This is a genomic window from Bacillus sp. GbtcB10, from assembly GCF_019091365.1.
Classification (GTDB): domain Bacteria; phylum Bacillota; class Bacilli; order Bacillales; family Bacillaceae; genus Bacillus; species Bacillus altitudinis.
The window spans coordinates 726955-739649 of sequence record NZ_JAGXJP010000003.1 but is presented as its reverse complement, the minus strand read 5'-3'; the positions used below and the strand labels follow the sequence as shown (position 1 = coordinate 739649).

At 41.6% G+C, this 12695-nt stretch carries 11 protein-coding genes; 7 read left to right on the top strand and 4 right to left on the bottom strand.

Going from position 1 to position 12695, the window contains the following annotated elements; genetic code table 11:
* Positions 1-6: 6 nt before the first annotated feature.
* A complete protein-coding gene (locus KVT11_RS14000; protein ID WP_008343164.1) occupies positions 7-309 on the bottom strand; it encodes a YtpI family protein in 303 nt (100 codons plus the stop codon).
* 147 nt (positions 310-456) lie between these two features.
* On the opposite strand from KVT11_RS14000, the gene KVT11_RS13995 reads away from it, so the two are divergent.
* A complete protein-coding gene (locus KVT11_RS13995) occupies positions 457-1398 on the top strand; it encodes a DHH family phosphoesterase (RefSeq protein ID WP_007501719.1) in 942 nt (313 codons plus the stop codon).
* A gap of 49 nt (positions 1399-1447) precedes the next feature.
* Here the strand turns inward: KVT11_RS13995 and KVT11_RS13990 are convergent, their stop codons facing one another.
* The 3 genes from KVT11_RS13990 to ytrH form a co-directional block, all read right to left on the bottom strand.
* Entirely contained in the window at positions 1448-1633 is a 186-nt protein-coding gene (locus KVT11_RS13990; protein WP_008346082.1) for a YtzJ family protein, read from the bottom strand.
* Between the two features lie 109 nt (positions 1634-1742).
* A complete protein-coding gene (gene ytrI / locus KVT11_RS13985; protein ID WP_007501718.1) occupies positions 1743-2246 on the bottom strand; it encodes a sporulation membrane protein YtrI in 504 nt (167 codons plus the stop codon).
* Positions 2243-2584, bottom strand: coding sequence for a sporulation membrane protein YtrH (ytrH, locus tag KVT11_RS13980; RefSeq protein WP_007501717.1), 342 nt, complete (start codon positions 2582-2584; stop codon positions 2243-2245). Before ytrH ends, ytrI begins: the two co-directional genes overlap by 4 nt.
* Positions 2585-2721: 137 nt before the next feature.
* On the opposite strand from ytrH, the gene dnaE reads away from it, so the two are divergent.
* The 6 genes from dnaE (at position 2722) to pyk (ending at position 12661) form a co-directional block, all read left to right on the top strand.
* Positions 2722-6057 carry a DNA polymerase III subunit alpha gene (dnaE, locus tag KVT11_RS13975; protein ID WP_116307257.1) on the top strand — a complete coding sequence of 1112 codons (3336 nt, stop codon included), beginning with the start codon at positions 2722-2724 and terminating at the stop codon, positions 6055-6057.
* 141 nt (positions 6058-6198) lie between these two features.
* Entirely contained in the window at positions 6199-7431 is a 1233-nt protein-coding gene (gene ystJ, locus KVT11_RS13970) for an NADP-dependent malic enzyme (protein WP_007501712.1), read from the top strand.
* A gap of 305 nt (positions 7432-7736) precedes the next feature.
* Complete coding sequence (gene accD / locus KVT11_RS13965; protein WP_017358273.1) at positions 7737-8612, top strand: acetyl-CoA carboxylase, carboxyltransferase subunit beta; 876 nt, start codon at positions 7737-7739, stop codon at positions 8610-8612.
* Positions 8597-9574, top strand: coding sequence for an acetyl-CoA carboxylase carboxyl transferase subunit alpha (gene accA / locus KVT11_RS13960; protein ID WP_017358272.1), 978 nt, complete (start codon positions 8597-8599; stop codon positions 9572-9574). The genes accD and accA overlap by 16 nt, the downstream gene beginning before the upstream one ends.
* Before the next feature lie 339 nt (positions 9575-9913).
* Entirely contained in the window at positions 9914-10873 is a 960-nt protein-coding gene (gene pfkA, locus KVT11_RS13955; RefSeq protein ID WP_017358271.1) for a 6-phosphofructokinase, read from the top strand.
* Between the two features lie 27 nt (positions 10874-10900).
* Positions 10901-12661, top strand: coding sequence for a pyruvate kinase (gene pyk / locus KVT11_RS13950; RefSeq protein WP_008346071.1), 1761 nt, complete (start codon positions 10901-10903; stop codon positions 12659-12661).
* Positions 12662-12695: the final 34 nt, after the last annotated feature.

Here is a 12695-nt window from a genome sequence, read left to right as displayed (position 1 = left end):
TCTCTATTATGCGTGGTCTTTTTCGCCTTCCTTTAAAAAGAGCGGAAGATAGTGCTTATAGGCTTTATATCCGGCCCATGTACTGCCGATACCAACTGCAACAAAAACAAACCCAATGACAAATGCCAGTGACGAGCGGTTTAAAAATAATTGATTCACACCGAAGAGCAGGACAAAGCAGCCAAGTGCCATACTTGATTTGGCAGACCAGAATTTCTTTTCGACCGGCCGGTTCGTACGGACATTCTTTGCTTTGTAGTATAAATAAAACATGGCAGAACAAATAATAAACACAATCAAAACAAGCATGTGCCAAGCCTCCATTGTAAGTGGTTACAACCCTATTTTAAACGTAAATAGGCTTGCTTACTAGAATAAATTGTCTATTCCTCACTTTTCTGTCTGGGTAGATTATGATTTAATAATAAAAAGAGTATCGCATAAGAAGGAGTATTTATGAAAAAAGAACTGATTAGAACCATATCATTATATGATACCATCATCATTCATAGACATGTAAGACCTGATCCAGACGCATATGGATCGCAGTGCGGCCTTACGGAAATCTTGCGTGCCACCTATCCAGAAAAAAATATTTATGCGACAGGAACCCCTGAGCCATCCCTTTCATTTTTATATGAATTAGATGAGGTGCCAGATGAAGTGTACAAAGGTGCCCTTGTCATTGTCTGTGACACTGCGAATCAAGCAAGAATTGATGATCAGCGTTATTCAATGGGCGATAAGCTGATGAAAATTGATCATCATCCGAATGAAGATCCGTATGGTGATTTGCTTTGGGTTGATACAGAAGCAAGCTCTGTTAGTGAAATGATTTATGAGCTGTATTTAGAGGGGAAAGAAGAAGGATATCAGCTGAATACAAAGGCGGCAGAACTCATTTATGCCGGCATTGTAGGAGACACAGGCCGTTTCCTTTTCCCAAACACAACGAAAAAGACACTCAAATATGCGGGTGAACTCATCGAATATCCGTTTTCATCATCAGACCTTTTCAATCAATTGTATGAGACAGATTTGAATGTCGTGAAATTAAATGGCTATATTTTTCAACATATCTCCTTATCAGAGAATGGCGTAGCTTCTGTTTTTATTAAACGTGACATTTTGGAGTCATTCCAAACAACAGCGCAGCAAGCCTCACAGCTTGTTGGAACACTTGGAAATATTGCAGGGATTAAGGCATGGGTCTTTTTTGTGGAAGAGAACGATCAGATTCGTGTGAGATTCCGCTCAAAAGGCGTCGTCATTAACACCATTGCTAAAAAATATCATGGCGGAGGTCACCCGCTTGCAGCCGGTGCGTCCATATATGATTGGGCAGTTGCAGATGAGATTTTGCGTGATTTAGAAGAAGTATGTAAATCATCATCGTGAGAGAGGGGCTTCAAGTCCCCCCTCTCTTTTTTTGTGCTTGAGAAAAGGGTTACTTGGATACAGGGATAAACCAGCAGCCGATGTCAGTTGAATCTTCATAGGCTTGGAGATTTTGATGCTTTAATTCTTTTTTAATTAAATGGGCCATCATTTCTGTCTCGGCATAAGCACACATGCCGTCTTTAATCCGGCTTGCTTTGTCTCGTGCCATTTGACGATAGCTGTAAACCTCCATTGTTCTCACCTCTTTCTTGTGATGATCTCGTTCTTCTTTTAGTGTATAAAAATAACAAGTGAAAAGCGATCATTGAGTGCAGAAATTCATAAAAATTCCACATCATCTATTATTCAGCAAAGGAAATACGCACTTCAAGCGATAGCTTTGTATAAATGGTCAGCTCAGTGACTTTGGCGCGGTATGCCTTTTCTCTAATCGTATATTCTTTATTTTCCACGGTCCGTTTTAAGAGCTCTTTTGTTTTATAGACACTTTCAATATCCTTTGTGATCACCTCTGAGATATCCTCTTTCACCTGATCTTCAAATTTCAAGGTATCTGGCTCCGGGATTTTGTACTGCTCACGGTTGACGAGGTGAACATCTACGCTCTGAATAAGCAGACGCTGCTTATTGTCTTCATTTAATTTATGCAAATCTTCCCGATAGAGTGTGATTTGTTCTTTCAGACTGTCCATATGGTGCTGCTGGCTTCTGAGCAGTGTCACTTGCTTCTCTTGAAAGGTGCCATACGTAAAGAGAAAAATCAGCCAGCTGATAATTGCGCCGAACATCATCCCAGCAAAAAAACGCTGCCAGCCTGGACGTTTATACAGCTCAGGCACCCTCATGATGACACATGCTCCTGAGTGAGCCACGTAATCAGGAGATACCCCGTTTGCGCACCGCCCATAGCAGAGATAATTAACAAGATCTGCTTGAAAATATCACGTGTGTTCCCTTCGAAAATCCCTCTTTCAAAACTATAGACCGCATCAAAAGTTCCACCGATTGCCGCAACAAGTGCCCAAATTTTTAAGCGGTTGGCAAGACTTGAAATAATTGATAGCGGTGGCTGACCAGATAAATATGCACCTACCCCGCCGATAATGGCACCGCCCAAAATAACCCCCAGTGCGATAAAATAACAGCTAATAAAGTTTGGAATAAAGGCTTCCTTCACATCCATTTTTCCCACCTCACTCTATTCAATATATGGCGTGTGCTGGACAAGTATGAACGAGCGGAAAAGAAAGAACATTTGTTTCTCACCGCATCGCGTTTTATAATGAAAGAATGAATTTAGACGAAAGGAGTGGATTAAGCATGTCCTATGTTCATCTTCAGGTCCACAGTGGATACAGCTTGTTGAGCAGTGCAGCGAAGGTCAAGGAGCTCGTATTAAAGGCGAAAGAACTTGGCTATCAAGCGCTCGCTCTTACCGATGACCATGTGATGTATGGAACGGTTGAATTTTATAAGGAATGTAAAACGCATGGCATCAAACCGATTATCGGTTTAACAGCTTCTGTCTTCATAGATGAACAAGAGACAGAGGCTTATCCTTTGATCCTCCTTGCCAAAAACAATGAAGGCTATCAAAACTTGATCAAAATTAGCAGTGTCTTGAAATCAAAGTCAAAAACCGGCCTGAAAGAGAAATGGCTGAAAGCCTATCATCATGGCCTTATTGCCATCACACCAGGCGTATCCGGCTATATTGAAACGCTGCTGCAACATGATCAGCTAGATGAAGCAAGGGATGCAGCCAGCCATTTAAAAGATCTTTTTGGTGAGGAACATGTGTATTTAGCCGTTCAGCCGTTTCAGCAGGACGAAGAGCTGTCTCATAAGCTCAGGGAACTCTCAAAAAGGGCGAACATCCCGCTTGTGGCAACAGGTGACGTCCACTATATCCATCAAGAGGACAAAACCGCATATACATGTTTAAAAGCCATTAAAGCAAGCCAGCAGTTATCAGAAATTGAGGAAGACCAAGGAGACAAGCATTTCAGATCGATCGAAGAAATGATGAAGTGGTATGGTGATGATCCTGAATTGCTGGCAAGAACGGTTGAGATTGCAAACCGCTGCGAGGTCGATTTAAATCTTGGTCAGACGAAACTGCCAACCTATCCGACACCTGATCAATCAACCGCTGATCAATTTTTACGAAGAGTGTGCCAAGAAGGCATGAAACGAAGACAGATTGCTTCAAATGACACATATATCAAAAGGCTTGAGTATGAGCTGAGCATCATTCAAAAAATGAATTTCAGTGATTATTTCCTCATTGTGTGGGATTTTATGAAGTATGCTCATGATCATGGCATTGTCACAGGTCCTGGCAGGGGATCAGCAGCAGGCTCTTTAGTTGCGTATGTTCTGTTTATTACAGATGTCGATCCGATCCGTCACGGGCTTTTATTTGAGCGTTTTTTAAATCCTGAACGAATCAGCATGCCAGATATAGATATCGATTTTCCTGACACGAGAAGAGATGAAATCATTTCATATGTAAAAGACAAATATGGGGATATGCATGTGGCGCAAATTGTCACGTTTGGAACACTTGCCGCAAAGGCAGCTTTAAGAGATGTCGGACGTGTGATGGGAATTGATTCAAAAGCAGCAGACCGCCTTGCAAAGCTCATCCCATCAAAGCCAGGGACGACACTGAAAGAAGCGGTGACAGTCTCCTCAGAATTAAAAACATTGCTCCAGCAATCTGAAGAGCTGCAAAGAGTGTTTCAAACCGCTTTAAAGGTAGAAGGATTACCAAGACATACATCAACACATGCAGCCGGCGTTGTCCTAAGTGAGGAGCCGCTCACACAAGTCGTGCCTATTCAAGAAGGCCATGATGGAGTGTATTTGACGCAATATGCGATGAATTATTTAGAAGATCTCGGTCTTTTAAAAATGGATTTTTTAGGTTTGAGAAACTTAACATTAATTGAATCCATTAAAAACCAGATTGAAAGACAGGAAAACGTCCACATTAACTTTAGTGACATTTCATATGAAGATCAGAAAACGTTTGATTTGTTATCAGCGGGAGATACAACGGGGATTTTCCAGCTCGAATCACAAGGTATGCGTCAGGTGCTGAGACGACTGAAACCTTCTAGTCTAGAAGATATCGTGGCTGTCAATGCCTTATACCGCCCGGGTCCGATGGAGAATATCCCGCTCTTTATCGACCGAAAGCATGGCAGAGTGAAAGTCTCCTACCCGCATCCAGATTTGTATGACATCTTAAAGGATACATATGGGGTTATCGTCTATCAGGAGCAAATCATGCTGATTGCAGCAAAGATGGCAGGCTTTAAGCTGGGCGAGGCTGATTTACTAAGAAGAGCCGTTTCAAAGAAAGATAAAAAGGTGCTTGATGAAGAGCGAAGCCATTTTGTTGAAGGATGCCTAAAAAAGGAGTATCCTGTTAACATTGCAAATGACGTTTATGACCTAATCGTCAAATTTGCAAACTATGGTTTTAATAGAAGCCATGCTGTTGCATATAGCATGATCGGCTTTCAGCTTGCTTATTTAAAAGCGCATTATCCGTTATATTTTATGTGCGGTCTTTTAACGAGTGTGATTGGAAATGAAGACAAAGTGGCTCAATATTTCTATGAGGCAAAGGAAAAAGGGATATCTGTGTTGAAGCCTTCTATTAATAAGAGCGAATTTCCATTCACGGTTGAAAAAGGGGAGATCCGCTACAGCTTAAGAGCGATCAAAAATGTCGGAGTGTCAGCTGTAAAGGATATATACAGAGCAAGACAGGAAAAGCCATTTGAAGATTTATTTGATTTTTGCGCAAGGGTATCAACAAAGAGTGTCAACCGAAAAACGATTGAAGCCCTTATTTTCTCAGGGGCAATGGATGAGCTTCATCCAAATCGTGCTTCGTTATTAGCATCGATAGATATTGCGTTAGACCATGTGTCATTTTTAACACCTGAGGATCAGCTGGACTTTCTTGGGGATACAACCTTCCCACTTGAGTTAAAATATGCGGAGATAGAAGAAATGCCGCTTGTCGATCTCTTGCAATTTGAGAAAGAAGCACTCGGGTTATATTTATCAAATCACCCAGTACAAGCGTATCGAGATCGTTTGAGAGAGAATGGTGCAGTGGAAATCATCAGACTTTCTTCCTATATAAAGCGAAAGATCTCAATGGGTGGTCTTTTGACAAAGGTGAAATCGATTCGGACAAAAAATGGACAATCGATGGCATTTGTCACATTCGGGGATGAAACGGGAGAAATGGAAGGTGTCGTCTTTCCAGAGCAATTTAGAAAGCTGTCCCCCTTACTTGAGGAGGGCGCAATGCTTTATGTTGAAGGCAGAATAGATGTCAGAAATGAGAGCAGTCAAATCATCGTGCAAGAAGCTGTTCTACTGGAAGAGATGGGCTCTAAAAGAAAAGAATCTGTCTACATTCGAGTCAAAGAAGAGAACCATACGCAGGAGCTGCTAGAACAAGTGAAACGAGTGATCTCCATGCACAGCGGAGAAGCAGATGTCTATTTGTATTATGAAAAGCAAAAAAAGACGATGAGACTTCCAGATGCATACAAAGTTCATGCAGATCATGCGGTGATTTTCCAGTTAAAAGAGCTGCTCGGTGAACAAAACGTTGTGATTAAATGATGACAAATCGTCTGAATATGTTTTACAATTTCACCTATTGTGTTATCATTTTAAAGATTCTGTGTATTTAAACTGCCAAGTATGTGCTTATCAACTTAGCAATTCATTAAATCATTTTCCACTTGAAGGAGTGTTCATCACATGTCATTAAGAGAAGAAGCATTACATATGCACAAAGAGAATCAAGGCAAACTCGAATCAAAATCAAAGGTACAAGTGAAAAATGCGAAAGACTTGAGCTTGGCTTACTCACCAGGTGTGGCAGAGCCATGTAAAGATATTTATGACGACACAAGCAAAGTGTATGATTATACAATGAAAGGCAATATGGTTGCTGTTGTCACAGACGGAAGTGCTGTGTTAGGGCTTGGAAACATTGGGGCAGAAGCATCTCTTCCAGTAATGGAAGGAAAAGCTGTATTATTCAAAAGCTTTGCAGGTGTTGATGCATTCCCAATCGCACTTGCAACAAACGATGTAGACAAAATCGTTGAAACAGTGAAGCTTCTTGAGCCGACGTTTGGCGGCGTGAACCTTGAAGATATTGCAGCACCAAACTGCTTTATCATTGAAGAGCGTTTGAAAAAAGAGACAAACATTCCTGTTTTCCACGATGATCAGCACGGGACAGCGATTGTAACAGTGGCAGGACTTGTGAATGCACTGAAGCTGTCTGGAAAATCAATGTCTTCAATTAAAGTGGTTGCAAACGGCGCTGGAGCAGCAGGAATTGCGATTATCAAACTTCTTTATCATTTCGGTGTACGTGATATCATCATGTGTGATACAAAAGGCGCTATTTATGAAGGTCGTCCGAATGGTATGAATGCAGTGAAAAATGAAGTAGCTAAATTCACGAACCAAGATCGTAAAGAAGGTTCTTTAGAAGAAGTGATTGAAGGCGCAGATGTCTTTATCGGCGTTTCAGTAGCAGGTGCTTTAACTAAAGAAATGGTTGGGAAAATGGCAAAAGATCCGGTCATCTTCGCAATGGCTAATCCAAACCCAGAGATCATGCCAGAAGATGCACATGCAGCAGGTGCAAGTGTTGTAGGAACTGGCCGTTCTGACTTCCCGAACCAAGTGAACAACGTCCTTGCATTCCCTGGTATTTTCCGCGGGGCGCTTGATGTACGTGCGACACACATTAACGAAGAAATGAAAATTGCAGCTGTTGAAGCGATTGCTTCCCTTGTATCAGATGAAGAATTGTCAGCGGAATACGTTATCCCTGCACCATTTGATGCACGAGTAGCGCCAGCGGTAGCCAAAGCAGTGGCAAAAGCAGCAATGGAAACGGGCGTTTCAAGAATCAAAGTAGACCCAGAAGCTGTTGCAGAAAAAACAAGAAAATTAACGATTATCGGCGAGTAATCGAATTGGAAAAGTGTGCACGTTTTTTCTGAATTTGGAGGAAAAACGTGCACCATTTCCTCTCTTTCACGAAATTTTTTTCATCCTAAATGAGATTTTTTTGTAGACGTTCACAATTCACATATACCAACTACTCAGCGCCCCAAACCTATACTCATTTCTCATCAATTCCCCACTGAAAAAATTGAATGAAGGATGACAGCGTTTGACAAAAAAAGTACAATAGTTTCGGTACAGTTATGACATGTCCTATAATAGTGGATGTGCGTGTAAAGAAAAAACCCTTCAAAAAGGGAGGTAGTCATTTGTCAATCAAGAATATTTTCAGTAAAAAGAAAAAATATGCATCTGTACCCTCTGAACAGGCAAGTCAAGATGTGCCTGAAGGCATCATGACCAAATGTCCGCAATGTAAAAAAATAATGCTCACCAAAGAACTAGATAAAAATTTACGTGTTTGCATGAATTGCGGCAGACATTTGCAAATGAATGCAAAACAACGTATTGAAAGCCTTGTAGACGAAGGCACATTTGAAGAATTTAACGGTCACCTCATTTCTGAGAACCCGCTCGGTTTCCCAGGCTACGAAGAAAAGCTTGAGAAAGACAGAGAAAAAACATCTTTGAATGAAGCCATCGTGACAGGAAAAGGTGAAATTAAAGGTCAAAGTGCTGTCATTGCTGTCATGGATGCCACGTTCCGTATGGGCAGCATGGGCTCGGTCGTTGGTGAAAAGATTACACTAGCTATTGAGAAAGCAAAAGCGGACAAGGTGCCATTTATCATCTTCACTGCATCTGGAGGAGCAAGAATGCAAGAGGGGATTCTTAGTCTGATGCAGATGGCAAAAACAAGTTCAGCATTAAAGCTGTTCAGCGAGGATCAAGGTCTGATTATCTCTGTGATGACCAATCCGACAACTGGCGGTGTATCAGCTAGTTTCGCGTCTCTCGGTGATTACAACTTTGCAGAGCCTGGTGCATTAATTGGTTTTGCTGGTCGCAGAATCATTGAACAAACCATTCGTGAAGACCTACCAGAGGACTTCCAAACGGCTGAATTTTTAATGAAGCATGGTCAGCTAGATGCTGTGATTCACCGTGCAGAAATGAAAGAAACATTAGGCCAAATCTTAGCATTACACAGCACAGGAGGTGAACGAGAGTGGCTGGAGAACTAGAATTTGAAAAACCTGTCATTGAACTTCGAGCGAAAATTGATGAATTGAAAAAGTTCACACAAAACTCAGAGATGGATTTAAGTGCGGAAATTGAGCGCCTTGAAACACGTCTGAGTAAGCTTGAAACAGACATTTATACAAATTTAAAGCCGTGGGACAGAGTGCAAATTGCTCGTCATGCGATGCGCCCAACAACTCTCGATTACATTCAAGAGCTGTTTGATCACTTTTTCGAATGTCACGGTGATCGTTTTTATGGTGACGATGAAGCCATCGTTGGAGGAATTGCCACGTTTAAAGGACTTCCTGTCACAGTCATTGGTCATCAGCGCGGAAAAGACACAAAAGAAAACTTGCGCCGTAATTTCGGGATGCCGCATCCAGAAGGTTACCGTAAAGCATTGCGCTTGATGAAACAAGCAGATAAATTTAATCGTCCAATCATTTGCTTTATTGATACAAAAGGAGCTTATCCTGGTAAAGCAGCTGAAGAACGCGGGCAAAGTGAAGCAATTGCGAAAAACCTTTTCGAAATGGCAGGACTTCGTGTACCGGTTGTCTGTATTGTCATTGGAGAAGGCGGAAGTGGCGGAGCACTAGGCTTAGGCGTAGGAAACCACCTATTTATGCTAGAGAACTCAACATATTCAGTGATTTCACCTGAAGGTGCAGCAGCACTGCTCTGGAAGGACTCATCACTTGCAAAAAAAGCTGCAGAATCAATGAAAATTACCGCTCCAGACCTAAAAGAATTAGATATTATAGATGATGTTATTAAAGAAGTGCAAGGTGGAGCACACCGAGACGTGAAACAACAAGCAGCCTACATTGAAAAAACATTAAAACAGTCACTTACATCTTTGCTCAAACAATCGCCTGAAGAATTAGTCGAACAAAGATATCAAAAATACAAAGCAATCGGCAAAGTATCGATTGAAAATCAATATATTGGGGTAAACTAAATAAACGTACAGCCTTTTGGCTGGCGTTTATTTTTTTCGTCTTTTTTCATCAAAACGATCTGATGTAAGCGCTATTTGAAAATAATTTTCTTTTGTTTTCATAAAATTTGAAACGTCTGAAAACGTTGATTTGACAAGGTTTAGAGGACTTGAAACAACTGTTTTTTGAACAAAGTGCTTTCAAGACTTTCTTAACTTTTGTTTAAAAACATTTTATTTAATTGTATAATAAGTACGGTTTTAGAAATTCGTATTGAAAACATCCGGTTTTGCTCATGATTGTTTTCAAGCAGTGGAAATGGTATGTTTAATTCATATATGGTCTCTGAGGTGAAAAAGATGAAGCGTATAGGAGTTTTAACGAGCGGTGGGGATTCCCCAGGAATGAATGCAGCTGTGCGCGCAGTTGTAAGGAAAGCAATTTACCATAATGTAGAAGTTTACGGTATTTATAATGGATATTCAGGTCTAATTAACGGTAAAATTGAGAAACTCGAAATAGGTTCAGTAGGCGATATCATTCATCGTGGAGGAACAAAACTTTACACGGCAAGATGTCCTGAATTCAAGACAGTTGAAGGTCGTGAAAAAGGGATTGAGAACTTAAAAAAATTCGGTATTGAAGGACTTGTTGTCATCGGTGGAGATGGCTCATTCATGGGAGCGAAAAAATTAACAGAGCTCGGTTTTCCATGTGTAGGTGTTCCCGGCACGATTGACAATGACATTCCAGGTACTGATTTCACTATTGGCTTTGATACAGCACTAAATACAGTCATTGATGCCATTGATAAAATTCGTGATACAGCCACATCTCATGAACGTACATACGTAGTGGAAGTAATGGGAAGACATGCGGGGGATATTGCCCTTTGGTCAGGTCTTGCAGGCGGAGCTGAATCGATTTTGATTCCTGAAGCAGACTATGACATGGACGAAATTATTGCCAGATTGAGAAGAGGACATGAGCGCGGCAAGAAGCACAGTATCATCATCGTCGCAGAAGGCGTAGGCAGCGGTGTCGAATTTGGTAAGAGAATTGAAGAGGAGACAAGCCTTGAAACGCGTGTATCTGTCTTAGGACATATTCAGCGTGGAGGTTCTCCAAGTGCGTTTGACCGAGTGCTCGCAAGTCGCTTAGGAGCGTATGCAGTAGAACTTCTTCTTGAAGGAAGAGGCGGACGCTGTGTAGGCATTCAAAGCAACGAACTCGTTCATCACGATATTTTAGACATCTTAGATAAAAAGCATACAGTCGATCAAAATATGTACCGACTTTCACAAGAGCTCTCTATATAAAACGAGAAGACCTTAGGAGGAACAGTAATGAGAAAGACAAAAATCGTTTGTACAATCGGTCCAGCAAGTGAAAGCATTGAAAAGCTGACTGAATTGATTGAAGCAGGAATGAATGTAGCCAGACTAAACTTCTCTCATGGAGATTTTGAAGAGCATGGTGCACGTATTGAAAACATTCGCAAAGCAGGTAAAACTTTAGGCAAGGACATTGCGATCCTTCTTGATACAAAAGGTCCAGAGATCCGTACACGTACAGTTGAAAACGGCTCAATTGAGTTAGTTGCTGGTGCTGATCTTATCGTGAGTATGGAAGACATTGTGGGAAACACTGAAAAAATCAGTGTGACGTACGAAGATTTAATTCATGATGTAGAAGTGGGCTCAACCATTTTATTAGATGATGGTCTGATTGGTCTAGAAGTAAAAGAGTTAAATAAGGACCGAAAAGAAATCGTCACAAAAGTAATGAATACAGGCACACTGAAAAACAAAAAAGGTGTCAACGTACCGGGTGTGAGTGTGAACTTGCCGGGTATTACAGAAAAGGATGCCAATGATATTCTGTTCGGAATTGAACAAGGTGTCGATTTCATCGCAGCTTCTTTTGTGAGACGAGCTTCTGATGTTCTTGAAATTCGTGAGCTGCTTGAAAAGAACAACGCAGCTGACATTCAAATCATTCCGAAGATTGAAAACCAAGAGGGCGTTGATAACATCGATGAAATCCTTGAGGTATCAGATGGACTGATGGTCGCGCGTGGAGATCTTGGTGTAGAGATTCCGGCAGAAGAAGTACCACTTGTTCAAAAAATGCTGATCAAAAAATGCAACCGTTTAGGCAAGCCTGTCATCACAGCAACTCAAATGCTGGACAGCATGCAGCGTAACCCGCGTCCAACTCGTGCAGAAGCAAGTGACGTGGCAAATGCTATTTTTGATGGTACAGATGCGATCATGCTATCTGGTGAAACAGCAGCAGGAACATATCCAGTTGAAGCTGTGCAAACAATGCACAACATTGCCTCACGTTCAGAGGAAGCACTTAACTATAAAGCAATCCTTTCTCGCAGAAGCGAAGAAGTAGAGGTCAGCATTACAGATGCGATCGGTCAATCTGTTGCGCACACAGCTATGAAGCTTGATGTGGCAGCGATTGTGACACCTACTGAGAGTGGTCATACTGCAAGAATGATTTCAAAATATAGACCAAAAGCACCAATCGTAGCAGTCACAGCAAACGAATCAGTGGCAAGAAAACTTTCACTCGTATTCGGTGTATTTGCAAAGAGCGGTTCAAAAACGACATCTACTGATGAAATGCTTGAGAATGCAGTAGAAAAGTCAATTGAAACAGGCTATGTAAGACATGGTGATTTAATCGTGATTACAGCTGGTGTGCCAGTTGGTGAAACAGGTACAACCAACTTAATGAAAGTGTATGTTGTCGGTGACATCATTGCGAAGGGTCAAGGAATTGGCCGCAAATCTGCATTTGGACCGGTTGTTATTGCACAGAGCGGAAAAGAAGCAGAGGAAAAAATGTACGATGGTGCGATTCTTGTCGCAAACTGCACAGATCGTGATATGATGGGTGCTTTAGAAAAAGCGTCTGCCCTTATCACGGAAGAAGGCGGTTTAACAAGCCATGCAGCAGTCGTTGGGCTCAGTCTTGGCATTCCAGTCATTGTTGGTCTCGACAGTGCCACAACACTTCTAAAAGAAGGCGAAGAGATTACAGTAGATCCAGCACGCGGAGCGATCTACAAAGGCCGTGCAAGCGTCCTTTAAATCACACACGAGGGGAGTTATCTGACTCCTCTCT